Consider the following 24010-nt stretch of genomic DNA (forward strand, 5'->3'; position numbering starts at 1 on the left):
ATTCGCCAGGCCGGAGCGGTTCTTGAAAAGAGAATTCCACCCGTTGCGTTTTTTGTTCGGATTCGATACGCGCCTTGAATTGCCGCCGATTCGCGTCCTCGGCCATCGCTGACTGAAGGGCAAGATCAGCGGCGTTCAATAGGATGGTGTGCGTGGGCTGTTTGACCGTGATCGCGATCGTCACCCGGCCTATGAATGTCGCGCCGTCGAGATCAGGCTCAAGCCGCAAGTCATAGCGTGTCGGGATTACGTGTCGCGGAAGCCGATATCGATCGTGGCTGCCTGGAACATCATCAAGGCTCATGTCTTCACCGTGCGGCCTGCTGGTCGTTGTGGCGTCTGCGGTTTTGGATGATGGTATGAATGTATACGCTATCGGGCCAATCAGAAGGAAGCAAGCCCGTCGGCCGAAATCCGATAGAATTTCTCGTCTGCTGAACGGGCACTCATTTCCTGGGAACATGGAAGATGTGAACGCCTTGGGGCGTACCGACGATCAAGGTGTTCGTCCGGCCGACAAAGAGACCGGTTTCCACCACACCGGGGATGAGGTTCAGGGCTGTTTCCAGTTCACCAGGCCGGTCGATGCGATCGATATGGACATCAACGATGAGATGACCAGCCTCCGTCTTAAACGGGACTCCGTTGCGGTTCCGCAACACGACGCGGCCTTTTGTGAGCGCTTCAATTTCTCGGGCAGTGCTGCCCCACCCGAAGGGGACGACCTCGATAGGCAGAGGGAAGGACCCTCCCAGCACCGATACTTGTTTGGTGTAGTCGACCATCACGATGAAATGTTTCGCAGACGCCGCCACGATCTTCTCTTTTAAGAGCGCTCCGCCTCCACCCTTGATCAAGTTGAAGTCGGGATCGACCTGATCCGCTCCGTCGATGGCGACGTCGATCTCCCACCGATCCTCGGTATCGATGAGCGGGATACCGGATTCTCTGGCAAGCGCGGCGGTCTCTTGTGACGTCGGCACACCTCTCACCTTCCTGCCGGCACGGACTTGTTCGCCTATCGCCGCCAGAAGATGCTTTGCCGTCGATCCGGTCCCAAGTCCGATAACCATGCCGTCGCGAACGAATTCCACCGCTCTGAAGGCGGCTGCTTTTTTAAGATTGTCTAGACTTTCTGAGGTCATGACGTGGGTGCGAGAGAGAGAGCCCCTGCGACCGACGCGGCCCCGACCAAGGCTGTTTGCTGGTTCATGATGACCTTCACCGGTATGGCGCTCAGCAGTTTCTTGTACCGTCCTTTGTTCAAAAAGGCCTTCATGAACGTCCCGTCTTGGAGTTTCATGATGAGCTTGGGCGCCATACCGCCACCGACATACACCCCATCGAGGGAAAGCGTCTTCAAGGCGAGGTTGCCGGCTTCTGCGCCATACACCGACGCGAAGAGATCCAACGCTTGCTTGGCAATTTCGGCTTGCCCTTGCAATCCCGCATAGGCGATTTCAGCAGCCGGATCACCAGCCCTGATTTTTTCCGCAAGCCACGTTGGTTCGTTCTTCTTGGTGTCGCGTAGAAACTCATAAATCGCGTGGAGGCCGGGACCGGACAGAATGCGCTCATAGCTCACATGAAGATACTGGCTTCGGAGATAGCGAAGCAGTTCGATTTCTTGATCATTGTTGGGCGCAAAATCCGCATGACCTCCTTCAGACGGCATGGGACGATAGGTTTTGCCGTCCCAAAATAAGATGCCCTCACCCAAGCCAGTGCCGGCGGCAATGAGCGCCAATGCTTGCCGTTTTTTCGGAGGACTGCCCGCATTGAGCACTTCCAGCTCGTCCGGCCGCAGCCACAGAATGCCATAGGCGGTTGCTTCCAAATCGTTAAGCAACTGCGCGCGGGGAATATTGAACTGTTTGGCGATGGTCCGGCCGTCGATCACCCACGGGAGATTCGTCGTCTGACAACGATTGTCGATCACCGGTCCTGCGACTCCAAAGCAGGCCGCCGTCAGCTTCCCCCATTCGGTAGAGGGTGTGGAGAGTTTTTCGCCTTCCAGTGAGGCGATGGGAAACGGCCCTTTCGTCGGCATAAGGAACTCGACAAGAATATCTTCGAGCGATTTGTAATCACCACTCGGAAAACTCTCCAGATGCAACGGTTCCGTGCGTTCGGTGGTCCACTCGTAGAGCGCCAGATTCGTCTTAGTCCCACCGATGTCTCCCGCGAGAATCACGTATCCTCTCTGTGCGATCGCTTCTTCGTGAGCTGTTGCGCGGCGGCTTGATCAAGCATCCACACGAGTCGACCCGATTCCGGTGATATTCGCGCTGCCGGCAATGAGCGATCTGCCTCGGATGGAGCCTCGATGACCCGGCGAATGATCTCTGCTTTCCCTGCGCCGGTCACCAGGAACAATACCACAGCTGCATGATTCAGCACACCTAAGGTCAATGTAAGGCGAGACTGGATGCCGGTGGGAGCGCGGCCAACCGTGACCATCTTGTTCTGTTGCTGTAAGGCTGCTGTTCCAGGAAAGAGGGATGCGGTATGCCCATCGTCTCCGAGGCCGAGCAGAACGAGGTCAATGAGCGGCACCTTTGATGAAGGGCTTTTCATCAGGCTTCGAATGGTCCCCTCATACTCCTGAGCGGCAGCCGTTGGATCTTCATACTCGCCTTTCATTCGATAAATATGATCGGGGTCAATGTTGAGCGGACGAAACAGCGCGGTGTGCACCATCTTGAAGTTGCTTTCCGGATGGTCCGGCGGGGCACAGCGTTCATCACCGAACAAAAAAAAGATACGTGACCAATCGAGCCGCGCTTTCCACTCGGGAGTAGCCAGGACCTGATAGAGCGTCTTCGGTGTGGATCCTCCTGAGAGCGCGATGATGAAGCGGCCGCGGGATGTGATAGCCTGTTCGCTCACAGAATGGATGAAGGTTGCGGCGTCCTGCGCCCACTCATGAAGGTTGTCCGCGATGCGGATTTCTGGGATGGCGGACATTTTAGCGGCGAGTGATTTTACGGCGTTTCATTGAGACCGTACGGCGTCCGGATGATGCCGTCTCCGTCAATTCCGCTGTGACGGCATTCATCGTGGCGGCATGGACACATCCTAGTTCAACACGAACAGGATGGCGATGGATGCCTCGAGTGATTCCATGTCACCGGTTGATGGATAACTCGGTCGTATCTTATTGAGCTGGTGTGGAAAAGGCAACACAGACTCAGTGCTGCAGTTCCTACTTATCGGCTGGGCGGCGAATGACCAACGCCATGCCATCGACCAGAGACCAGGCCAAGGATTGCGCGTGGTCGGCCGAGAGGGTCAACCGGAGATGAGTGGTGGACTCGGATGAGCGGTCCGTTAACAACGTAGCCGTCCAGTCCTTCACATTTCGCCACCCCACTTTTCCCAGAAGAACGGCGCTTTGAAGGAGACTGTCGCTTGCGACGGACGGAACGACCGTGACGCTCAGGGAAGGACCGAAAGACAACATATAGTCGACCGGCATATCGGTGAGAGAAATGGGCTCCTGTTCGACTCCTGCACCCGGTTCGATCTTCCGCCTGACGACCGGAGGTCGTGTCACTAATCGGTGGATCCCTTTCAGATTCTCCCACGGTCCGGCCGACCACATCATGATCGGAATTTGGTGAAGGCCGATCCCTCGGCCCTTAATGTGAATCGTGCTCCGGCCTAGATCAATCAAGAGATAGGTTTGAGGACGCGCAGCCAGCTTGAGTTCTTCTTCAAGGACGCGAGTTGCCTCTTTCAGCTCGTTGGGATTGTTGAGATTCAGGTCGGGAAAGATTTCGATATCCTTTCCCCAACTTGGTGTGGTGAAGGCGAGCAGAAGAAAAATGGCGCAGAGGTTCATGGGTAATATCTGCGCGCTCTTGAGGGGATCAAAAGATCATGATCGGTGTTCCTACTCGAGCGAGCTTGTAGACACCTTTAAGATCACTGTCATTGAGCCGGATGCATCCATGCGTCACGTTTTTTCCCAATAAACGGGTATAGAGCGTCCCGTGGATGAAATAGCCTTTGCCGAATCCCAATGCATATTCGCCGAGGACCCCTTGTTCGGCACGGTCGTTGGTATTCTGCGGCACCGCGAGCCCTTCTTCGATAAATGCCCAATCGGGCTTGATCCACGTGGGATTGGTCAATTTCGATTTGACGAGAAATTCTCCTCGTGGCGTATCGAAGATCCACTGGCTGTTACCCTCGCCGGGCTTGTCGAGAATTGTTCCGCTACCGGTCGAAGCGATCGCATCGAGGACTACCTGCTTTTGATGCTTCACATAAAGTCTGTTCCTGGCCGTATCGACCAAGATGTAAGGCTGGTTCGGCATGAAGTGGGACAGCTGTTTGGAGAGTGTCTTATACCGGGCTTGCAATGTACGAAGATCGGCTTTGTCCTGCACAGCGGGCTGGTGAACGGCTGCGGAGTTTTCGGGCGCCACGTGATTGGTCGTAAAGGCGCTTATGACCACTAATAGAAGTAAACTGACCGCTGAAGCGGCAAGAATGATTCGGCTCATCAGTCTACGCTCAGATTTCATCTCTACGTTGGACGAGTTCAGATAAGGCCAGGGCCACTGCGTTTTCTCTCGTCAAGGCACCGACGATGGTAACCGGTGTCCCGACGGAGACCCCGCCATAGAGAACAGCCATATTTGGATTATCGAGCATGATGCATCCAAGGGTCTGGGCCAGCAGTTCATTGTCGGCTCCATGGATCTCGATTTGGCCCCCAATGCCTTTGGCCGAGCCGATCTTTCCCGACTTCTTCGCAAGCTCGAATCGTCGACGATCTTCGGCATTGGGATAATCCAAAGCCAGGGCCCGGTAGAATTGCGTCTGACCTGGACCGCGCTTGTCCGTCACACGATACCGACCTTCCGGTGTCGCCCCGTCTCCTTGGAACTGTTTTTCCAGCATGCCATTGAACCCCAATCGTACCGGATAGGATATCACCTTCCGTCCGTTCTTGTAGAGCGTCAATTCTCGGTCGGCCTTGCTCACGACGATGGCCGTCGATTGGTGGAGCCGCGACCACTCGATGGTCTGTCTGGCCAAAGCCTGCCAGGAAGCGATCCGGCTCTCATTGGCGTATCGTCCCAGTTCTTGGCTGAGTAGTAAAGCTTGGGCCTTGAGGGCATGGTCCGCTTTCTCTGCCGCTTGGATGGCTCGCTGGAAGTCTTTTTGCTCGAAGAAGGAACGGGCCTGTTTAACAAGGAGATCCGTTTGAACGACTTTTTCCCCCAGGAGGATACGCCCATCGATCGACTCGACTTTCGAGGTAATCGTATGGAGCTGCTCTTCAAGGCGAACGACCTTGGCCTGCGCCGCGCGATGCTGCGAAGCTTGTCTCTCATGCAGCTGGGAGACGGTACGTTCACCGATGATGTACAGCCGCCTGAGATCATTCTCCAGATCACTCGATTCCCATGGCCACCTGATCAAATCATCATCCAATTGGACGCGTGCTTTCAAAGAGACCCATTGACGAACAAATTGCCCGTACTCCTCAGGCGCAGCTTCAGGAGCCCGCAATGCGATCAAATCCTGATCAATGGCCTCAAGAGCTACAAGGAGGTCCGGCGGAACGGCTTGAACGCAACCGATCAAGCAGAAGATGCAGAGCATCGCGGCAAGTGTCTTATGTATCCGGTGAAGCGCCATGCCGTGCGTTACTTCTTCTTTGCGAGTTTCCCTTTTCCTATTTTCGCGAGAGCATTCTGTATCTCGGTTGACACGCCTTGGCTCATGTCGTGAATAGCCTTTGCCTGGGTTTGCGCAGCAGGGTAATCTTCTTTGTCGATCGACGCCTGGACCTGCTTCAGTAACGACTTCAGCCCTTCCACGTCGTTCCTAATGGCCTCCACCGCCGCACGGTCTTTTCCGACCGGTGCCCTGGCGACCAAATCCTGCGTCGCTCTCACCGCCTCTTCAGCGACTTGTTGCGCTTGCAAGGCTGCTGCTTTGGCCTCTTCCTTTTTTTCAACCGAAGCCGCCTTGATCCGTTCACTATCGGCTTTGGCCGAGGCTGACAGTTGTTGTGCCTTGCCGTAATCTCGAAAGAGTGTGAACTTTTCATCCTGATCGGCGACTTCTTTCCGCAATGCGGCAAGGGTGCCTTCTAGTTTGGCGTATTCATCAGCGCTATATGTGGCAGCGCCGTTTTCCTGCGCATCTTTAAGAGCCTTTTCTGCTTCCTGGATTTGCTGGGTTGGAGGTTCCGCACATCCGGCAATCACAACGAGAGTCAAGGCAAGAGGTACAAGGAATACTTTTCTGAGCATACGAAGGGTCCTCCTTAATAAGTTCTATCCTTAGAGGTTGGTCAATTCGGTTCTTTCTTCATCGAGCGTAGCAGTTCATGATCTGCAGCCGGAGTTACCTTCTCACAAAATGTCCAAGAGTCTTTCATAATAGATGCGCTAGCTTAACAGACTTAGACCGTCAGGCATACTAGCACCGCCAAATATGCAGCAAGCTCGGTGCCGTTGATAATCGTCGCTGCCGTGCAAAAAATGCAACCTATTTCGTATAGTTACGATGAGCGTGATGATCATCGGCCGCACGATTTTTGTGGCATTCTGGTGGTGGAAAGCAAAAGCGCCTCAACGTTGAGACACGAATGACTGAAGTTGGGTATCCTATATAAGCGTACGCGGCATGAAATTGACAGGCCCAAGCGCCTCCCCTATAATTCGCCGTTCATTTGGAAGTGATCATTGAAAGCGTGGGAATGGAAGGGAGATTATGTCTTTTACATTTCAACAACCGTCCAACTTGAAAAAGAAGCGTGAACACGGATTTAGAAAGCGTATGAGCACCAAAAACGGACGCAAGGTGCTGGCCCGCCGGAGGGCTAAAGGACGAGCTCGGTTGACCGTTTAAACACATTGTGTCGGATCAGCGTGTCGATCAGCAGGTGCACTTCGGGGCGCTCTCGATCTCTCGCGTTGCCGTTGAACGGGCGTTCACCTACCAGCTAGTGTCTTTTCCGGGATCATAACCGATGGAATGCGGCGAAGAAACACCCTCCTGTCCAATGACACCGAAAGCGCAAGGACGAAATGTCATTTTTTTGCGCAACAATCGGGACATTCAAATTGTCAAACATCAGGGCCGCAGAATTTCGACGGCCCTCTTCAATCTTTTGGCGTGCAAGATGGACGATGCCCCGAGTCGCGTGGGGATTATCGTGGGGAAGCGATTTGGAAATGCGGTCCGACGCAATCGGGCCAAACGGATCTTTCGTGAACTGGTGAGGCAATTACACCCGGACTTGGTTCCGGGCCGAGGACTTCTCGTGTTTCCAAAGCGGGACGCGCTATTGCAATCGCGGGATGAGTTGGTTCACGCGTGGAAGGGCTCGCTTGAGCGCCTGCACCTCCTTCGCCCAAGGGCATATTGATATGCAATCGCTATGTCTGTGGCTGCTTCAAGGATATCGCATGGTGATCTCCCCTCTATACGGGCGCACATGCCGATTCGACCCCAGTTGTTCGCAATATGCCTCTGATGCAATCATCAAATACGGAGCGTTACAGGGGATCGGCCTAGCCATCCTGCGGCTTATGAAATGTCACCCCTTCCATCCCGGTGGAGAAGACCCGGTCAAGTAGCGACAATTACATCATTCAAAGAAAGTATTGCCTCTTCATGGAAAAACGAGTGATCGTGTTCTTGGTGCTCTCCCTTGCGATTATCTTTGGGTACGAGTATCTGCTCAAAGAGCTGGGGCTACTTCCTCAACCGACTATTTCGGAACCGGCCGGCCCTTCCACAAGCGATCCATCACCGTCTTCGAGTGCAAGCCCTGGCGCTCCAACCTCTCACGTTCCAGCAAGCAAGGAACTAGCGACGTCAAAGCCCGCCAGTGGGGACGACCGGGCTCAAGAGGCGAGCGCAAAGCCTTCCGCGATAGAGGTCGTCGAGGTAGAAACGGATCTCTATCGGGCCAAGTTCACGACACGCGGAGCCGTACTGATTAGCTGGGAACTCAAACGCTATCACAGCAGTTCGGATGGGAAGTCCGCAGTGCAGCTCGTGCGACAAGGGGGCAAATTTGCCGAGCCTCTGACAATCACAACGGATGACGCCTCTCATTCAAAGGAATTAAGCGAAGGAATCTATAGGGTTGAGAGGGATTTTACGACCTTGGACCAGGACCATGCCACGGGTCATATGACCTTCTACTACGATAATCCCGCGACCGGCGTACGGTTGGAAAAGCAACTGACCTTTCACGCCGATAGCTATGTCGTAGACATCACGCTGAAACCCAGTGGACTCTCAGGCGCGGTGAAAGTCGGATTGGGAACGAACTTTGGGGTTGTGGATTGGGGAGAAGGGTTCATCGGTTCTGTCGGAGCGGCCTCGCTCATCGACGATAAGATTGAAAACGATATGCCCGAATCCGAGACTGAGCGCAAGGGCTCTTTGAAATGGGTTGCGTTACAAGATAAGTATTTCATTGCCGCACTTATTCCGAAGACGAATGCGTCCGCTTTGCCCAAGAAACAAGGGGACAAGCTCGCTTCCACTGCGGTTCGTTTGACTGTCGATTCGTCCGGAGCACCTGTCGGACTCCAGCTATTCGCCGGTCCCAAGGAGTATGACACGCTTCAGAGTTTGCAAATTAGGCTTGAAGATACCATCGATTTCGGATGGTTTCTTTTCGGTAGCTGGGACATGGTCCGGGCCGTGGCCAAACCCATCTTCTATGTGCTGCGTTATATCAATGATTATACGCATAATTATGGGCTGACGATCATCTTGCTGACCGTCATCATCAAGCTATTGTTTGTCCCCCTGCAATACAAAAGTTATACTTCGATGAAGAAGATGCAGGGTATCCAGCCGAAGGTCGCTGCCGTCCAGGAAAAATTCAAGGACGATCGCGAGCGCTTGAACAAGGAACTTATCAAGCTGTACCGGGATCATAAGGTCAATCCAGTAGGCGGCTGTCTCCCCATGGTATTGCAGATGCCGGTGTTCATATCGCTGTTCAATATTCTGTATATGACGATCGATCTGCGCCAAGCGCCGCTGGGATTGTGGATTTCCGATCTGTCGGTGCAGGATCCCTACTACATTCTGCCGATCATCATGGGAATCAGCATGGTGGTCATGCAAAAGATCCAGCCGACCACCATGGACCCGACTCAGGCGAAAATCATGCTGATGCTTCCGGCGCTCATGACATTCCTGTTCATCAATTTTCCTGCCGGTCTGGTGTTGTATTGGTTGACCAATAACGTGCTCACTATCGTGCAACAGTTCGTCACCGATCGCTTTTTCTTTCGAGCTCCCGCCATAGCACCGGCGATGGACGAACAAGACGGCAAGAAATGATGCTCGGTTGGTTTGGCCCGATGTGACCCGTTTCTCCGGATCGTGTGTGAACATGCCTGCCGTTGGAACACCCGAAGATACCATTTGCGCAATTGCCACTCCTGCGGGCGAGGGAGGGATCGGTATTGTCCGAATAAGCGGGCCGCATGCCATTGACATCGGGAGCCGCGTTGTTCGGCTGCGCTCCAGGCAACCGCTTCAGACACTCGCTTCTCACACGCTGCACCTGGCCGATATTCTCTTTCCGCCTATTCCTTCAAGAGACGGCCTTTCTATTTCCGAGACACGTGAATCGACCGAGCAGATAGTCGATGAAGGCCTGGTAGTCTATATGAAGGCGCCTCGATCGTTTACCGCGGAGGACGTGATTGAGATTCATTGCCACGGAAGTGTGTTGGTTCTGCAACGAGTCTGTGAGGCATGCGTCGCTGCCGGAGCTCGTCTCGCACAAGCAGGAGAGTTTACCAAACGGGCCTTCTTGAATGGCCGCTTGGATTTGTCTCAGGCTGAGGCCGTGCTGGACACGATCAAAGCCAAGTCTGCACTAGGCCTCAAACTGGCACAGCGCCCGCTCCGCGGCGAGCTCGCGCAGCAAGTCCATCAGTTGCGCACCGGCCTCGTAGGCCTGTTGGCTCATTTAGAAGCAGGAATCGACTTCGCCGAGGAGGACATAACATTCGTTGAGCGTGAAGCAATGATCGTCTCCCTGCAAGAGACGCTGGCTCACATTCGACGAATGTTGGCGACTGCCGAAACAGGACGCATACTGCGCGACGGAGTCCGCGTGGTGATTGTCGGAGAGCCCAATGTCGGTAAATCAAGTTTATTGAACTGTTTACTCCGTGAGAACCGGGCTATCGTGACGGACATCCCCGGCACAACTCGCGACATCATCGAAGAATCGGTCGACTGGTTCGGTCTGCGAATTACCTTGGTCGACACCGCCGGATTGCGCGATACCACCGATCTCGTCGAACTGGAAGGCATCCGTCGGTCTAAAGAAGCTCAGCACGAGGCTGATATCGTCCTGAATGTCTTGGATGGCGCTCAACTCGCAACGATAGATATGGGAACCGTCCGTTTGCCCTCCCTTGGTGACGAGCATGTATGGGTGGTCAATAAAATCGATTTAGTCGACGCTGCATCGGTAGAACCGGTGTCGGACGCGCTTCGCGCCCGCACCAAGTGCAAGGTTCTTCCCATTTCTGTTCGAACGGGCGAGGGGCTTGAGGCGTTGAAGCACGCTATTCGAGTACAATTGGGGAAACCGTCATTTGAACCCAGAGATGGTGTCATTATTACTCATGTTCGGCATCGGGTGGCGCTCGAGCGGGCCGAGACATCACTTCAAGAGACACTGGTCTCGATCGAACGAGGTATCGAGCCGGAGTTTGTGGCGGTCGATCTCCGTGGAGCCGCTGATGCGCTGGGCGAGATTGTTGGGGCAATTACGTCCGACGAAATTTTGGACCGCGTTTTTTCCGAGTTTTGCATTGGTAAATAGAGGGATCGATGGCCACGGCATTTGACATCATCGTGGTGGGAGGTGGTCATGTCGGCTGCGAAGCCGCCTTGGCTGCGGCGCGAATGGGCGCGAAAACTTTGCTTTTGACGATGGAGCTGGGCCGAATCGCACAGATGTCGTGCAACCCGGCGGTTGGTGGGATCGCCAAGGGGCACCTCGTGAAGGAAATCGATGCGCTCGGCGGTGAGATGGGGCGGAACACGGACCGCTCCGGGATTCAATTTCGATTCATCAACACGAGCAAAGGACCAGCCGTGCGAGCGTTGCGCGCCCAATGCGACAAATCGTTGTATCGCATGGCTATGCAAGAGACTCTCGCTTCGCAGGAACATCTTACCCTGGCGGAGGGAGTCGTGGATCGACTGCTTGTGTCCGGAGGTGCGGTAACCGGGATTATGACGGGGTCAGGTATGACGATCGATGCCAAAGCCGTCATCCTGACATCAGGTACTTTCCTTAAGGGACTTATCCACATAGGATTGAACCATTTCCCGGCTGGCCGTGCGGGCGAAGCTTCGGCCGAACACCTTTCGGACTGTATGCGGGATCTCGGATTTGAGATCGGACGGCTCAAGACCGGAACCCCTCCACGGTTGGACAAGACAACGATTGATTTCTCTGTGATGACGCCTCAGCCCGGTGATACCCCTCCTCCGCCTTTTTCATATCGCACCCAACACATTACGAACAGACAAGTTCTCTGTCACTTGACCTATACCAACCGAGAGACACACGACATCATTCAAAAGAATCTTGACCGCTCGCCTCTGTACAGCGGTGTCATCGAATCAACCGGCCCCAGGTACTGTCCTTCCATTGAGGATAAGGTCGTGCGGTTCGCCGAGAAGGAACGTCACCAGATTTTTATTGAGCCGGAAGGCCTTGACTCGATCGAATTTTATCCGAACGGTATTTCAACCAGCCTGCCGGTTGATGCTCAGGCCGCTATGCTGAAAACAATCCCTGGATTGGAGCATGCCAAAATACTGAAACCAGGGTATGCGATTGAGTATGATTACTTTCCTCCTCGCCAACTGTACCGAACGCTTGAAACAAAACAGGTAGCAGGCCTCTATCATGCCGGACAGATCAACGGTACTTCTGGGTATGAAGAGGCTGCGGCGCAGGGTTTAGTTGCCGGTATTAATGCCGTTCTGAAATTTCGCGGAGATCCTTCCTTCATCATGGATCGGTCCCAAGCGTATATCGGTGTACTTATTGATGATCTCATCACGAAAGATGCCTATGAACCGTATCGCATGTTCACGTCGAGAGCCGAGTATCGATTGCTTCTCCGCCACAACAATGCAGACTTGCGACTTATGCCGGTTGGATATGACGTTGGTCTGATTTCCAAGGAAGCGTACGAGAGATTTTTGCGAAAGAAATATTTAATCGAAAAAGAGATCGACCACCTGAATACAACAAGACCATCTTTCACCGAAAACATCCGGTTGGAGACCAAAGGTACCTATCTTGAGAATGCCTCCTCTTCCATGACCATGGCACAGCTTCTTCGCCGTCAGGAAGCCAGCTATCAAGAACTCTTAAAAGCCTTTGGAATGCCCTTCATTCCGGAAAATGAAATCGCTGAAGAAGTAGAACTCCAAATCAAATACGAAGGTTATGTACGTCGGCAGATTCAACAGATTGAAAAGTTTAAGAAGCTCGAACAAAAATTGATTCCTCACATGTTCAACTACAACATGGTTTCAGGGTTTTCGAGAGAAGTTCGAGAGAAGTTCAATAGAGTGAGACCGGAGACAGTGGGCCAAGCATCGAGAATATCCGGTGTGACGCCAGCTGCTATATCCTTGCTTCTAGTTGCAATAGAAAAGAGCCGACGCAACACCGTTTCCCTCGACAAGTAGTGCCGTAAAATCTGATCCGAATCCAACCTTCCCTATTGACCTCATTTAAGTACCAGCGTAATTGTTCCACGTGGAACATACACGTTCACTTTCCTCGTTATTGCTGGAAAGTTCAGCCGACATTGGTGTTTTGCTCAGCGCTGAACAAGTTCAACAGTTCATTGTGTACCTTAAGCAGCTCCAACTTTGGAATAAATCATTCAATCTCACGAACATCACACAGGATGAGGAGATCATTATCAAGCACTTTGTTGATTCCCTTGCCGCACTCAAGGCGGAAAATATGAAGATTGGGGCGAGACTGCTGGATATCGGCACAGGAGCCGGATTTCCTGGAATTCCACTAAAAATTGCGAAGTGGGACCTCCACCTTACTCTCATTGAGCCTGCGAAAAAGAAGACTTCTTTTCTTCGATTCATCATAGGCCGCCTCAAGCTGGAAGACATCGCAATATTCGATGGGACTCTAGAGAGATTCCTGAGCGAACGTCTGTCTGATGGATTATTTGACTACGTGACCACCAGGGCATTGAAACATGACATGATACTGGAATATGGCAGGAAGCTCCTCCGGCAGGGAGGGAAAGTAATTCTCTACTCATCGCAACCTGTTACATCCTTTTACCTTTCTCAAAATTGGTTACTTTCCAGTCAATATGACTTCCAGCTTCCAAAAGGATATGGGCAGAGAGTGATTTCTACTATTAGGCCTTCTTTTTAAAGATTGTTCCACGTGGAACAATATAGGGAGTTGTAAATGGGAAGGGTCATTGCGGTTGCAAACCAAAAAGGTGGTGTTGCCAAAACTACCACTGCTATAAATCTTTCATCGGCTATTGCGCTAGAAGGAAGATCCATACTCCTCATGGATATGGACCCCCAAGGAAATGCGACGAGCGGGCTCGGCATCGACCCTCAGTCTGTAAAGAACACGATGTACAGTTGCCTTCTCAAAACCAGTACGATCCAAGAATCATCACTAGAGACCTCTGTACCAGGGCTGACTCTCTTACCGGCCAATGCAGATCTGGCAGGAGCTGAAGTTGAACTGGTCAATGTTGAAGGGCGAGAAAATCATCTTAGAAGCATCATTGGCGAGGTGAGAGAAAAATATGAATTTATTTTTCTCGACTGTCCTCCCGCTCTAGGAATTCTCACTATCAATGCCCTTACGGCCGCAGATTCAGTTCTCATACCGGTTCAATGCGAATATTATGCGATGGAAGGTTTGACCAGGCTCATCGGTACCATCGATCTCGTTACACAATCATTTAACCCAAGCCTGGAGCTGGAGGGTATTGTCTTGACGATGTTTGACTCGCGTAATACTTTGTCGAGACAGGTCGCAGAACAAATACGATCCCATTTCATCGATAAAGTCTACCAAACCGTCATCCCGCGCAATGTCTCGCTCGCGGAAGCTCCGAGCTACGGTCGGCCCGGGATTTTGTACAATGTAGCGTCTGCCGGCTCGCAAGCATACGTACATTTAGCTAAGGAGTTTATAGCTCATGGAGAAAAAGGCCCTCGGTAAAGGACTCGGCGCCCTTCTGCCATCCTCCAAAGTGAGTCAGCCAGCGGAGCCGGCCGATGTCCAGCGGATACGGATCGAGAATATTGTGCCTAATCGCTATCAACCGCGACACACCTTCCCCCAGGAAGAACTTGCCGAGCTGGCGGCTTCCATCAAAGAGAGCGGAGTTCTTCAGCCGATTATGGTGCGCCGCAAGGGTGACGGCATCTACGAATTGATCGCCGGAGAACGCCGATGGCGCGCCTCAAAGGAAGCCGGGCTTGAGACCATCCCGGTCGTCATTCGCAATTGCAGCGATCAAGAGTCTCTCCTCCTGGCATTGGTTGAGAACCTCCAACGAGAAGACCTGAATCCGATGGAGACCGCACGGGCATATTCGCGCATGATGAATGAATTCGGCCTCACGCAAGACGCGATCGCCGTAAAAGTCGGTCGTGATCGTTCCTCCGTCGCCAACTTCGTTCGACTCATCCAGCTCCACCCTGAAGTGCAGGAGCTCGTCGAGGAAGGCACTCTGACTACGGGTCACGCGAAAGCCCTGCTCGGTCTCCAATCCACGGAGGAGCAGCTCAAAATAGGCAAAATGGTAGCCGCTGGGACTCTTTCCGTCAGAGAAACAGAAAAACTCGTGGACCTCTCCTTGGGAGGGAAAAACCGTCAACCCAAGAGCCTCCGCAGTTCACCCTGGATAGAGCTCGAAACCAGATTACAGAAACGCCTCGGCACGAAAGTGACGATCCATGCGCACAAGCAAGGAGGTAAAGTCGTCATTCACTATTTTTCTCCCGGCGAACTTGATGGAGTTGTGGAGACTCTCCTGAGTTAGCTCGTCTTGGGACCGCGTACCCGCCCTAAAACGGATTTTTTTGTCTTTTACACATACGAACGCTAAATATCTCAACGGACTCGACCGATATATCCCCTAACGATAACGGATTCCGATCTTCGTCAATTGGACCCCGCTATCCAAAATCGTGAGAGGAGGCGAGCGTATGTGGAAGGACAAACAAGACGGTAGGCGTTCCGACGACGTTGACATTGAGGGCAATGGATCAAGTCTGGAATCTATGCGCCACGACCCCGGACAGGAGGTCAGCGCTTTTGTCGGGAAAGGTGTCGTGTTCAAGGGTACTATCACTTACAACGGGACTGTGCGGATCGATGGCACTCTCGATGGAGAAATCCACACCGACGGCATCCTGTTGGTCGGCGAGGAAGCTGTCATTACAGCCAAAGTTGCGGCAGGCACCATCGTCTGCAAAGGGAAGATTACCGGGGATATTCACGCGCGAGACAAAATGAAGTTGCGCGCTCCTGCCGTTATTAACGGCGGCGTTACCACACCCATGCTTTCCATCGAAGAAGGGGTCCTCTTTAACGGCACCTTAGAAATGGAACAAGCCACTTCGCATTCCCAACGAGAAACAACACCTCTTCATTCCGTTGGAATTCCGAGTGAGCCCGTGATCCGGAGGGTCTCCGCCTAGTCATGTGATACACTAGACAACGAAGAGAGGGGGACTCTTTCTCAACCGAATGAGCTTCCTCTCTCACGTCCAACGCCTTTAGAAGACAGTGCCTCGTCGGTTTGTCTTATTAAGGGAGCAAGGAAAGCTGATGTGGGCTCTAGGCGACAAACATGTTCAAGACTCGAGCGACAGCGATAATTTTACGTTTCTTGGAAAAGGAGTGGATTTCAAAGGCGTTCTCAACTTTGATGGAACCATCCGCATCGACGGCCATGTTGAAGGCGAAGTCCACACCACCGGCACTCTGATTATCGGAGAGCAGGCGGTGATCAAAGGCATTCTTTCAGTCGGCACCCTGATGACCAGCGGCAAGGTCAACGGCACAGTCACAGCCACCGCAAAAATTCAAATTCTTAAGCCGGGTATTCTCATCGGTGATATTCGCACACCGGGCATTTCGATCGAGGACGGCGCTCACTTCCATGGCATGTGCGACATGGGAGCCAATAAATGGGTCGACGAAAACCCCTCGTCTCACAAGAATGTTCACGATTTGGCAGCCCATCGCGGCAAAGCTCGGACGGCGGACCTCTAGCCCTTTATAACTCCTCCCGGTACAATACTGCTCCATGACTCGACCAACTGTCCTTCTCGGTATGAGCGGCGGAGTTGATAGCTCCGTCGCTGCCGCATTGCTCGTTCGCCAGGGCTATGACGTGCACGGCGTTACCCTTCAGGTATGGGAACACGAGGACGAAACCGTATCAACGTCCAAAAAATGGCAAGAACGGGGCTGTTGTAAGGTCGGCATAGCCAAGCATGTCGCCAAACTCCTCGGTATCTCCCACGAAGTCATTGATACTCGCGACACATTTCAGAAAGGAGTCATTGACGATTTTCTCCACGGCTATACTACCGGCACGACACCCAATCCCTGTGTCCGCTGTAACGAGAGAGTGAAGATTCGGGGGCTCATGGATCTTGCAGTCTCGCGGAACTTCAATTACGTAGCGACGGGACATTACGCTCGTCTACAAAACAATCACGGCACGTCCCTCCTTACGCGGGCCACTGACAATCGCAAGGATCAAACCTACTTTCTCTACCGCCTCAATCCTCACTGGCTACCCAAACTTCTCTTCCCTCTTGGCAACTTGGCCAAATCTGATGTCTGGAAAGAAGCCGAGGCGTTGGGGCTCCCAGCCGATGAGCTGAAAGAAAGTCAGGAGATCTGCTTTGTCACTCAAGGTGACTACCGTACATTCATCGAAAAAGAGGTTCCCGAAGCCAAGAAACCCGGCCTCTTTATCGACGAGGCCGGGCACCCTTTGGGCCGGCACGACGGAATTGCGTTCTACACACCAGGCCAACGCCGAGGTCTCGGCATTGCCACAGGACAACGTCTCTATGTTCAACAAGTACGTCCCGCGACTAATACCGTCATGCTGGGTCCGGAGGAATCCCTGCGCAGACAAGACTGTACGGTAAGCGACCTCAATATCTTTATGCCTCACCTCTTGAAAAGCCCAACCGAAGTCCACGTCAAAGTCCGCTATGCGACACCCCCGACACCTGCCATTCTGTCACCTTTGACCTCCTCAAGCATCCACGTTCAGTTCCGAGAGGTTCAACGGGCATTAAGTCCCGGCCAATCCGCCGTTTTCTATGACGGTGACCACGTCCTCGGAGGCGGAATTATCCAACCGTTCTAATTCTAACGCCGCCTGACCCTTGTCTTCTTCTTGACTTGTCCTGTAATCTTCCTATAGCCTTCAAGCTTACCGGAGCGGAGAAAGCGCCTCATTCCAGCGGCATAACCAGTCGAAGTCCATATTCATCGGCTTAATTCGAGGTTTCGATGTTTGGTTCATTTGGGTGGATGGAATTACTGCTGATTTTGATCATTGTTTTGATCATTTTCGGTGCCGGTAAACTTCCCCAATTGGGAGAAGGGCTCGGCAAAGCCATCAAAGGCTTCAAGAAGTCCGTACACGAGGCCGATGCCATTGACGTGACACCGGCCGGACAGTCCCAGGATGCTCAGTCACAAGCCGCCTCATCCAATCAGGCCAACACCCAATCAGAAGCCACACCATCGCCTGCTCCTCAAGCGGCGCAACCGGGCCAGGTAAAGCAAGGGTAAAAAGCCTGAGTGTCTGTCCTGCGGCGATTGGACGGCGGGGGAGATTAACGGTCTTACCATCACTACGATCCTGAGATTATGTTTGGATTGGGAGCCAGCGAGATATTAATTATTCTGGTGATAGCGTTTCTCCTATTTGGTCCGAAACAACTCCCTGAAGTCGGGCGCCAAGTTGGCAAAGCCATTAAAGGCTTTAAGGATACGGCCGAAGATCTGCGCAAGTCGGTGGAGCCGGAGCTCAACATGATTCAACAAGAAGTCAAAATGGTCGAACAGGATTTTCAGGCTTCCATGAAAGAAGCCGAAGAAGAAATCACTGCTGCGGGTAAACAACCGGAGGAGACTCCGCAGTCTCTTGGCAAATCGGGTCAGCTATAATTTGAAATGATCAGTGCGGTGGTTTCACGAAGAGGACACGGACAACATAGACTCCCCTCTATTTCCCCTCTCTCATCGAACCCTCTCATTGGAAACATACAGGCACCTCGTTACCCATTTTCCCCCTCGCCCTGAAGGGCCTGTGCGACTCGACTCCTTGACTCTTCAGAGAATGAATACCGTACGGACGATTTCTAGCGAGGAACTTCGAGGAAAGTGGAAAACTGTCTTCCTCGCGGCCATGACGGCAGCGGTTGAGCTATTTATCTTTTGCGGTTCAGCTCAAACTGCCTTCCAACTGCCCGAAGGGGAAAAGATCACCAATCCTATCGTCATCGGACGTGGTATCCCGCAAAAAGAGGCGTACGAACCATTCGACCCACAAATCGGCAGAAACTTCGACATCAGAAACCTTTGGCTGCGCGCCGATCTTCGTGTACGACCAGAATACCGAAACAACGTCTGTTTCGGCGGCGGGATTGGAGCGGCAGGACAATGTAACGCTCCCGGTATTGCGCCTAATAGCCTGGCCGGTAAAGCGAATGATCAGTTCGTCCAGCAGATGATTCGTTTGGGTATCGGCTACGATCTGTCCCCTGATGTCAACTTTTATCTCGAGTTCATTGATTCCCGTACGTGGGGCGGCAACGGGACGCCCGTGGGAGCCGGAGGCGCTGGGAACAATGGAGATCCATTGATCCATACCTGCGGGGCCACACCGAGTGAGGGTGGCAGGCCGGTCTGTTCACTCGGCATACGAGCCGGGTACATGTTGATCCGTAACTTTGCCGGTGTACAGGGGTTGGGCTTAAAGGCCGGTCGGCAGTATGTCGTGTTCGGCGACCAAAGTTTGTTCGGCCACTTCGATTGGGCCAACACGGGTTACTCGTTTGATGGGGTCATGGTGCAATACAGCCACAGGATCATGGATATTCATGCCGGCTGGTTCCGGACAGCGGAAACGGACCTTTTGCAAGGGGCACCCCTCGGAAGCGGAAATCCGAACATTGCCGGCACAGGTCAGGCGAAAAACGCCGCCGGTGATGCGGATTTGATCATCTTATATAACCAAATCAAAACGATCCCTGGATTTCTCATCGAACCCTTCTATGCTTATTACAAGAACAATCTTGGGGGAGGAGACATTTCTTCCCAGGGACTCGGCACGCCCAAGCATGGCAATCAAACCCGCCATACCGTGGGGGGACGGGTAGCCATGAAGAAAGGCTTCTTCGATCTCTCCAGCGAAGTGGTCTACCAATTCGGGCAGATGGGGGATACTGCTGCCAGCGCAAGCAGCTTGTGCGGGGATTCCGGAGGCGAGGGCAAATGCCTTCACATCAATGCCTGGGCCACCAGAAACTGGATCGGTTATACCGCCTTCAACTGGCCCGGAAAGCCTCGCATCGCGTTCAATTTTGACTATGCCTCCGGAGACGGTCGAGCCAACTGCACGTTAAACGCCGCCTATGGAGATTGTAAGACCGCCAATACGTTTGAAAATTTCTTTCCGACGAATCACATCCACATGGGGTACATGGATGTCATGGCCTGGAAAAACATGATGAGCTTCTCCGGCAACTTTCAAGCTCGCCCGACCAAAGACGATCATATCGAAATCTGGTACACAAATCTGCATCTGGCCAATGCTCGAGATAATTGGTATCGCGCAAGCCAAGGTGTCTATGTCTTCTCACGACCGGACAACACTCAGACCCATATCGGTGATGAAGTTGATGTCGTTTGGACCCATTTCTTTATGAAGGGTATCGTCGCCTTTCAGGCCGGCTATGGACATCTCTGGCCTGGTTCATACATTTCCCACAACTTAGGGCGCCGTGCCGTGGGGCAAGATTGGGCCTACGCTCAGCTCTGGATAAACTTTTAGGCCGCTCGACTATCTCGTCCCGAACGTCGGATATTCACAACCTTTTCTCTGAGATTATACACCTCAGCCGCGCCATCCATGCCACGGCACATCTCCTTCCCCGATTTGACACCCTTTACGAAACGACCGAACGGGTCATGTCCCAATTACTTCCTACTTTCTCCAGGTACTTTGACCTCGTGACGGACACTAAACGACTTCAGACATCGGGCAATGGCCAAGCACCACTCCGTTCCTGTGCAAACACCTGAATACCAAGCCGACCGCTTGTCGCCATCTCTCCAGCCAAGGCTCGTGATCGCTGGCTTGGCCTATTCGCTCGACATGGCCGCTTGAACCAGTCTCGCCTGAAGCTCGCCATAGTTCCATGTCACAGGAAACTGCGGGAACTCTTTCGGGAGATGTCCGGGGGGACAAAAGAAAAATCCGGCGTCGGCTTCGCCAAGCATCGCGGTGTCGTTGTAAGAATCACCGGCAGCCATTGTAAAGAAGTTGAGCGCTTTGAGCGCCGCTACTGCATGTTTCTTTGGGTCCTGCATTCTCATGCGATAGTTCAGGATGCGGCCGCTTCCGTCGATTTCGAGTTGATTGCAGAAGAGAGTCGGAAAGCCTAACTGTCGCATAAGTGGCTGGGCGAATTGATAGAACGTATCCGACAAAATGATGACCTGGTAGCGTTCCCGCAGCCACGCGAGGAAGTCAGTAGCACCTTCCAAAGGACCCATCTTTTCAATGACATCTTGAATGTCGCCGATCTTCAACGTCTCCCGATGGAGTATCTCCAACCGCCGCCTCATGAGTTTGTCGTAATCAGGCATCTCACGGGTCGTGATCTTCAAGTCATCGATACCCGTCTTCACCGCCACATTAATCCAGATCTCCGGTACCAGCACCCCTTCCAGATCCAAACACACCACCACGGGCTTCTGCATGCAGTCTCTCCTCTTCGTCACTGAAGTACCACCTCTCTGTCTCTGCTATGAGACAACATCTCTGCGACCTGTTCAAAAAGATTGACGGAAAAACGCACAATTTGTCGATTGCCTGATCGAGTAGCGCCGTCCCATTCCATGTCTGCTGATTGTTGGCCTGATGGCGTTCCGTCCAATCGAAAACCGAAGAAAATGGAATCAAGCCCATTGGAAACAGTGTTGCCACACTAAGCCCAACACCGTGCTTGCCCGAGCGGACCTCCCTCGTGTGCGGGGGATCATCTTCTCAAGAAGTTTGAATGGTTGATATTGGTCTTTCCTCGGTAGCGCGATAGAAACTAATATGCCCATGCACGATGAATCAAGAGTCATAGTTCCATGGCTCTGACGCTATGGCGCAATTCGATTCGAACGTCGGTTCATCCCCGCGTCGCTATAGGCTACTTCTAGATCTATGCGGAGCACCACCTCACGGCAGATCCTACCGGTTCGTTTACGCTACCCCCAAATGGACTCACAGATAAGGCCATCTTTGGGCCTTGCGCGTTTCATGAAAAGGCGTAGAGTTGATAGTGCGCGGGTACACCGACCCTGCCGAACATGAGAGAGTCAACGAGAGGTCGTCGCTCATACCGAGTCAGCCAGGTGTACCCCCGCCCTATCCCCGGCCTCATGTTCCGCCCCACACAAAAAATGAGCCTACCGATAGCTACTTGCAGGATCCGGAGGCCGATCTTGATCCTTCCCATAAAGAAGCTCGATAATGGCGCATGGGACAGCCGATTGTGTTTTCTGGACACATCATTGGTTTGCTCAAAGAATACATGCGGGACCTCGTTGATCAGGCAACGCAAGAGCACCATGCCCAAGAACAGTTTGGCTTCACTTCCGTGCCGTATCGTCCCGATCACGCTTTTTCCGACCTCCTCGCCCTGCTGGACGACCGCATCGAATCCGAAGGCCTCCAAGTAGGCTTGCCGGAATGTTTCCTCCATGACATGTGGAGTCTCTGTAACGAAGCACTTGAACCAATCTCTAAGCGCATCTGGCTGGAAGCAAACCTCAATGGGATGACCATGACTAAAGCTCGAACAAGGGAGCTCACCTACCAGGCCCTGATCGACTTTATTGAGTCGCGTTCATCAGAAAGAAGTTAGTGCATGCTTCCGTGGTTATCGTGATCCTTGATGTTCATGCTGATCCAAGTCTACAGCCTACAGGTCGGCACAGGGTGAATCGAACCGGCAAAGAGTGCACACGAACGACGTCTCGTCATTGGTTTCAGTCGTGGCTTAAGAACTCGACAATATACTCTTTCTCACACAACCGGTGAGGGGAATCAGGAGGAGCCTTTAGTGTCGAGCAGCTTGGTCGACGGACAGAACCTGTTTGCGATTTCGGGAAATGGAGCGGAATGTGGCGCATGCCTCGTTTTGAAAACAGAATGAAATCCAAAAGGTATTGGCTAATGAAGTCAGAGCCTTCCACCTTCTCGATCGATGACTTAATACGATCCCCCAACCGGACAACCACTTGGGACGGAGTACGCAACTATCAAGCTCGTAATTTCATGCGCAGTATGGCTGTCGGCGATCAAGTCCTGTTCTACCACAGTAACGCTGAGCCACCGGCGGTCGTGGGTATCGCGGAAGTGGTCAAAACCGCCCACCCTGATCCGACACAATTTGACAAGCAGGACAAGCACTACGATCCAAAAAGCGAACCATCCGAGCCCAGGTGGGACATGGTGGATATCAGGTATGTTCGAAGATTTGCTCGCGCACTAACCCTGGACGAATTGAGGAAAGAGGGCAGGCTGAAAGGGATGGTGTTATTGAAAAAGGGATCTCGTCTCTCAGTTCAGCCGGTTACTTCGCTGGAGTGGAAGCACATCATCAGCCTAGTATAAGGCCGAGTGGTTCACCAAATTAGATACTGGCCTTTCCATCGTCCATATACCGATGTTGCCAGTCCAGCCAGGCGTGGCCCAGTTCATGCGCGAGAATATATCGACGGCGGGTCACAGGCAGCCGCTTCCGTACATAGATAGTCTTCGTGTCATCATCCCATATTCCATCGGCATTTGCGTCCCGCTTATCCATTTCCGCATCGGATAACTGTCGAACCGAAATCCGATAGCCGAACGGAAGAACAACTTGGTTGGGGATGCGCAACATCTTTCTTCGTTCTCTGACCATCGTCGCCATCGTTCGCTCCCTCTTCCTCCTACGCAAGCTTAGCCTACCATAACAAGGCAGGCCGAGTGTTGACGATTTTCTTATTATTTGTCATAGTTTTATGTCGTCATCTATCTGGAGAAAGATCAAGCCACTTTCGACCGTTGCCCCTCTCTTAGCAGTTCCCCCATCGCCGAGATTTGTGTATGATTCGCCTATGGAATCTACTTTTGCTGAACAATTAGTCCCTGCCTATCCTAAGTCGGTTCGACTGGTTGGAGTGAAGATCAGGAATCGCGGGGAGGTCAAGAAGTTGGACTCAGCCGGTGTGCTATTGCGCACCGGTGACCCGGTCTTAATCGAGGTGGAAGGTGAAGTCACGTACGGGTTCGTCTACACGGAGCCCTACTCGACGCCGTTTAGTCCGCCCATGCGGGCGATGAAATCAATCTTACGTAAGCCAAATCCTGAAGAAGCTGCATTGATTCAGAGGCTTGAACGGCTCTCCCAGGAAGCTGCTACCTATTGCCGAACCAAGGCGATGGATCTTGGCATTCATCTCAAGTTGGTCGAGGTTTATGGGGCCATCGATCGCCGGCAACTGACCTTTGTTTACACGGCCGATGACCGGATCGATTTCCGGGAACTGGTCCGAGATCTGGCGCGTCGTTTCGGCGGACGTATCGAAATGCGTCAAGTCGGAGTACGTGAGGAAGCCCGACGGCTTGGTGGCATGGATACCTGCGGCCTCGTC

28 protein-coding genes are annotated in these 24010 nt (G+C 52.8%); 18 read left to right on the plus strand and 10 right to left on the minus strand.

Annotated elements, in window-relative coordinates; translation table 11 throughout:
• The 8 genes from ACOSYY_RS12610 to ACOSYY_RS12645 form a co-directional block, all read right to left on the minus strand.
• The coding region (locus ACOSYY_RS12610) for a hypothetical protein (protein ID WP_421662805.1) at positions 1–304 on the minus strand (304 nt) is incomplete at its 3' end.
• A gap of 142 nt (positions 305–446) precedes the next feature.
• Positions 447–1145: a ribose-5-phosphate isomerase RpiA gene (gene rpiA / locus ACOSYY_RS12615; protein ID WP_421662806.1), complete on the minus strand. Its 699-nt coding sequence runs from the start codon at positions 1143–1145 to the stop codon at positions 447–449.
• On the minus strand, positions 1142–2194 hold the full coding sequence (glk, locus tag ACOSYY_RS12620) for a glucokinase (protein WP_421662807.1): 1053 nt from the start codon (positions 2192–2194) through the stop codon (positions 1142–1144). The genes rpiA and glk overlap by 4 nt, the downstream gene beginning before the upstream one ends.
• Positions 2191–2967 carry a 6-phosphogluconolactonase gene (gene pgl, locus ACOSYY_RS12625; protein ID WP_421662808.1) on the minus strand — a complete coding sequence of 259 codons (777 nt, stop codon included), beginning with the start codon at positions 2965–2967 and terminating at the stop codon, positions 2191–2193. Before pgl ends, glk begins: the two co-directional genes overlap by 4 nt.
• 238 nt (positions 2968–3205) lie before the next feature.
• The gene (locus tag ACOSYY_RS12630) at positions 3206–3844 is read right to left on the minus strand and encodes a hypothetical protein (RefSeq protein WP_421662809.1); all 639 of its coding nucleotides are present in this window, start codon (positions 3842–3844) and stop codon (positions 3206–3208) included.
• Between the two features lie 28 nt (positions 3845–3872).
• Positions 3873–4511 carry a L,D-transpeptidase gene (locus ACOSYY_RS12635; RefSeq protein WP_421662810.1) on the minus strand — a complete coding sequence of 213 codons (639 nt, stop codon included), beginning with the start codon at positions 4509–4511 and terminating at the stop codon, positions 3873–3875.
• A 10-nt stretch (positions 4512–4521) separates the two neighbouring features.
• Entirely contained in the window at positions 4522–5655 is a 1134-nt protein-coding gene (locus ACOSYY_RS12640) for a L,D-transpeptidase family protein (protein ID WP_421662811.1), read from the minus strand.
• An 8-nt stretch (positions 5656–5663) separates the two neighbouring features.
• Complete coding sequence (locus ACOSYY_RS12645; RefSeq protein WP_421662812.1) at positions 5664–6275, minus strand: hypothetical protein; 612 nt, start codon at positions 6273–6275, stop codon at positions 5664–5666.
• 463 nt (positions 6276–6738) lie between these two features.
• Here ACOSYY_RS12645 and rpmH point away from each other — a divergent pair, with 463 nt between their 5' ends.
• From rpmH to ACOSYY_RS12720, 15 genes are all read left to right on the plus strand, one after another.
• Positions 6739–6876 carry a 50S ribosomal protein L34 gene (gene rpmH / locus ACOSYY_RS12650; protein WP_080886085.1) on the plus strand — a complete coding sequence of 46 codons (138 nt, stop codon included), beginning with the start codon at positions 6739–6741 and terminating at the stop codon, positions 6874–6876.
• A 154-nt stretch (positions 6877–7030) separates the two neighbouring features.
• Complete coding sequence (gene rnpA / locus ACOSYY_RS12655) at positions 7031–7396, plus strand: ribonuclease P protein component (RefSeq protein ID WP_421662814.1); 366 nt, start codon at positions 7031–7033, stop codon at positions 7394–7396.
• A gap of 1 nt (position 7397) precedes the next feature.
• Complete coding sequence (gene yidD, locus ACOSYY_RS12660; protein WP_421662815.1) at positions 7398–7607, plus strand: membrane protein insertion efficiency factor YidD; 210 nt, start codon at positions 7398–7400, stop codon at positions 7605–7607.
• Between the two features lie 37 nt (positions 7608–7644).
• Positions 7645–9339 carry a membrane protein insertase YidC gene (gene yidC, locus ACOSYY_RS12665; RefSeq protein ID WP_421662816.1) on the plus strand — a complete coding sequence of 565 codons (1695 nt, stop codon included), beginning with the start codon at positions 7645–7647 and terminating at the stop codon, positions 9337–9339.
• A gap of 52 nt (positions 9340–9391) precedes the next feature.
• Positions 9392–10843: a tRNA uridine-5-carboxymethylaminomethyl(34) synthesis GTPase MnmE gene (gene mnmE / locus ACOSYY_RS12670; protein ID WP_421662817.1), complete on the plus strand. Its 1452-nt coding sequence runs from the start codon at positions 9392–9394 to the stop codon at positions 10841–10843.
• Positions 10844–10851: 8 nt separating this feature from the next.
• Complete coding sequence (gene mnmG / locus ACOSYY_RS12675; protein ID WP_421662818.1) at positions 10852–12735, plus strand: tRNA uridine-5-carboxymethylaminomethyl(34) synthesis enzyme MnmG; 1884 nt, start codon at positions 10852–10854, stop codon at positions 12733–12735.
• A gap of 70 nt (positions 12736–12805) precedes the next feature.
• The gene (gene rsmG / locus ACOSYY_RS12680) at positions 12806–13456 is read left to right on the plus strand and encodes a 16S rRNA (guanine(527)-N(7))-methyltransferase RsmG (protein ID WP_421662819.1); all 651 of its coding nucleotides are present in this window, start codon (positions 12806–12808) and stop codon (positions 13454–13456) included.
• A 36-nt stretch (positions 13457–13492) separates the two neighbouring features.
• Complete coding sequence (locus tag ACOSYY_RS12685; protein ID WP_421662820.1) at positions 13493–14269, plus strand: ParA family protein; 777 nt, start codon at positions 13493–13495, stop codon at positions 14267–14269.
• Positions 14247–15095, plus strand: coding sequence for a ParB/RepB/Spo0J family partition protein (locus ACOSYY_RS12690; RefSeq protein ID WP_421662821.1), 849 nt, complete (start codon positions 14247–14249; stop codon positions 15093–15095). Before ACOSYY_RS12685 ends, ACOSYY_RS12690 begins: the two co-directional genes overlap by 23 nt.
• Before the next feature lie 166 nt (positions 15096–15261).
• On the plus strand, positions 15262–15756 hold the full coding sequence (locus ACOSYY_RS12695) for a bactofilin family protein (protein ID WP_421662822.1): 495 nt from the start codon (positions 15262–15264) through the stop codon (positions 15754–15756).
• 130 nt (positions 15757–15886) lie between these two features.
• Positions 15887–16333 carry a bactofilin family protein gene (locus ACOSYY_RS12700; RefSeq protein WP_421662824.1) on the plus strand — a complete coding sequence of 149 codons (447 nt, stop codon included), beginning with the start codon at positions 15887–15889 and terminating at the stop codon, positions 16331–16333.
• Between the two features lie 34 nt (positions 16334–16367).
• The gene (mnmA, locus tag ACOSYY_RS12705; RefSeq protein ID WP_421662825.1) at positions 16368–17450 is read left to right on the plus strand and encodes a tRNA 2-thiouridine(34) synthase MnmA; all 1083 of its coding nucleotides are present in this window, start codon (positions 16368–16370) and stop codon (positions 17448–17450) included.
• Positions 17451–17596: 146 nt separating this feature from the next.
• A complete protein-coding gene (locus ACOSYY_RS12710) occupies positions 17597–17881 on the plus strand; it encodes a twin-arginine translocase TatA/TatE family subunit (protein WP_421662826.1) in 285 nt (94 codons plus the stop codon).
• A 78-nt stretch (positions 17882–17959) separates the two neighbouring features.
• Positions 17960–18259 carry a Sec-independent protein translocase subunit TatA/TatB gene (locus tag ACOSYY_RS12715; RefSeq protein WP_421662827.1) on the plus strand — a complete coding sequence of 100 codons (300 nt, stop codon included), beginning with the start codon at positions 17960–17962 and terminating at the stop codon, positions 18257–18259.
• A 172-nt stretch (positions 18260–18431) separates the two neighbouring features.
• Positions 18432–20147: an alginate export family protein gene (locus ACOSYY_RS12720; RefSeq protein WP_421662828.1), complete on the plus strand. Its 1716-nt coding sequence runs from the start codon at positions 18432–18434 to the stop codon at positions 20145–20147.
• Positions 20148–20458: 311 nt separating this feature from the next.
• Here the strand turns inward: ACOSYY_RS12720 and thrH are convergent, their stop codons facing one another.
• The gene (gene thrH / locus ACOSYY_RS12725; protein WP_421662829.1) at positions 20459–21079 is read right to left on the minus strand and encodes a bifunctional phosphoserine phosphatase/homoserine phosphotransferase ThrH; all 621 of its coding nucleotides are present in this window, start codon (positions 21077–21079) and stop codon (positions 20459–20461) included.
• A 770-nt stretch (positions 21080–21849) separates the two neighbouring features.
• Between thrH and ACOSYY_RS12730 the strand changes: the two genes are divergently transcribed.
• Positions 21850–22236, plus strand: a complete 387-nt coding sequence (locus ACOSYY_RS12730) for a hypothetical protein (protein ID WP_421662830.1) — start codon at positions 21850–21852, stop codon at positions 22234–22236.
• A 311-nt stretch (positions 22237–22547) separates the two neighbouring features.
• Positions 22548–22988 (plus strand): EVE domain-containing protein, encoded by a 441-nt coding sequence (locus ACOSYY_RS12735; protein WP_421662831.1) that lies wholly within the window; start codon positions 22548–22550, stop codon positions 22986–22988.
• A gap of 19 nt (positions 22989–23007) precedes the next feature.
• On the opposite strand, the gene ACOSYY_RS12740 is transcribed toward ACOSYY_RS12735, so the two are convergent.
• Entirely contained in the window at positions 23008–23286 is a 279-nt protein-coding gene (locus ACOSYY_RS12740; protein WP_421662832.1) for an ImmA/IrrE family metallo-endopeptidase, read from the minus strand.
• Positions 23287–23473: 187 nt separating this feature from the next.
• Here ACOSYY_RS12740 and ricT point away from each other — a divergent pair.
• Positions 23474–24010: regulatory iron-sulfur-containing complex subunit RicT (gene ricT / locus ACOSYY_RS12745; protein ID WP_421662834.1), on the plus strand; the 537-nt coding region annotated here is incomplete at its 3' end.

The sequence above is a fragment of the Nitrospira sp. BLG_2 genome (assembly GCF_049222245.1).

Coding starts and splice junctions, on each gene's coding strand:
- ACOSYY_RS12715 (WP_421662827.1), top strand. CDS start 17,960: ATGTTTGGATTGGGAGCCAGCGAGATATTAATTATTCTGGTGATAGCG.
- rpiA (WP_421662806.1), bottom strand. CDS start 1,145: ATGACCTCAGAAAGTCTAGACAATCTTAAAAAAGCAGCCGCCTTCAGA.
- ACOSYY_RS12640 (WP_421662811.1), bottom strand. CDS start 5,655: ATGGCGCTTCACCGGATACATAAGACACTTGCCGCGATGCTCTGCATC.
- ACOSYY_RS12695 (WP_421662822.1), top strand. CDS start 15,262: ATGTGGAAGGACAAACAAGACGGTAGGCGTTCCGACGACGTTGACATT.
- pgl (WP_421662808.1), bottom strand. CDS start 2,967: ATGTCCGCCATCCCAGAAATCCGCATCGCGGACAACCTTCATGAGTGG.
- thrH (WP_421662829.1), bottom strand. CDS start 21,079: ATGCAGAAGCCCGTGGTGGTGTGTTTGGATCTGGAAGGGGTGCTGGTA.
- yidC (WP_421662816.1), top strand. CDS start 7,645: ATGGAAAAACGAGTGATCGTGTTCTTGGTGCTCTCCCTTGCGATTATC.
- ACOSYY_RS12735 (WP_421662831.1), top strand. CDS start 22,548: ATGAAGTCAGAGCCTTCCACCTTCTCGATCGATGACTTAATACGATCC.
- mnmG (WP_421662818.1), top strand. CDS start 10,852: ATGGCCACGGCATTTGACATCATCGTGGTGGGAGGTGGTCATGTCGGC.
- ACOSYY_RS12730 (WP_421662830.1), top strand. CDS start 21,850: ATGGGACAGCCGATTGTGTTTTCTGGACACATCATTGGTTTGCTCAAA.
- ACOSYY_RS12635 (WP_421662810.1), bottom strand. CDS start 4,511: ATGAGCCGAATCATTCTTGCCGCTTCAGCGGTCAGTTTACTTCTATTA.
- rnpA (WP_421662814.1), top strand. CDS start 7,031: ATGACACCGAAAGCGCAAGGACGAAATGTCATTTTTTTGCGCAACAAT.
- mnmE (WP_421662817.1), top strand. CDS start 9,392: ATGCCTGCCGTTGGAACACCCGAAGATACCATTTGCGCAATTGCCACT.
- ACOSYY_RS12685 (WP_421662820.1), top strand. CDS start 13,493: ATGGGAAGGGTCATTGCGGTTGCAAACCAAAAAGGTGGTGTTGCCAAA.
- ACOSYY_RS12720 (WP_421662828.1), top strand. CDS start 18,432: ATGAATACCGTACGGACGATTTCTAGCGAGGAACTTCGAGGAAAGTGG.
- yidD (WP_421662815.1), top strand. CDS start 7,398: ATGCAATCGCTATGTCTGTGGCTGCTTCAAGGATATCGCATGGTGATC.
- rpmH (WP_080886085.1), top strand. CDS start 6,739: ATGTCTTTTACATTTCAACAACCGTCCAACTTGAAAAAGAAGCGTGAA.
- ACOSYY_RS12690 (WP_421662821.1), top strand. CDS start 14,247: ATGGAGAAAAAGGCCCTCGGTAAAGGACTCGGCGCCCTTCTGCCATCC.
- mnmA (WP_421662825.1), top strand. CDS start 16,368: ATGACTCGACCAACTGTCCTTCTCGGTATGAGCGGCGGAGTTGATAGC.
- ACOSYY_RS12645 (WP_421662812.1), bottom strand. CDS start 6,275: ATGCTCAGAAAAGTATTCCTTGTACCTCTTGCCTTGACTCTCGTTGTG.
- ACOSYY_RS12700 (WP_421662824.1), top strand. CDS start 15,887: ATGTGGGCTCTAGGCGACAAACATGTTCAAGACTCGAGCGACAGCGAT.
- ACOSYY_RS12630 (WP_421662809.1), bottom strand. CDS start 3,844: ATGAACCTCTGCGCCATTTTTCTTCTGCTCGCCTTCACCACACCAAGT.
- ACOSYY_RS12740 (WP_421662832.1), bottom strand. CDS start 23,286: ATGGCGACGATGGTCAGAGAACGAAGAAAGATGTTGCGCATCCCCAAC.
- ACOSYY_RS12710 (WP_421662826.1), top strand. CDS start 17,597: ATGTTTGGTTCATTTGGGTGGATGGAATTACTGCTGATTTTGATCATT.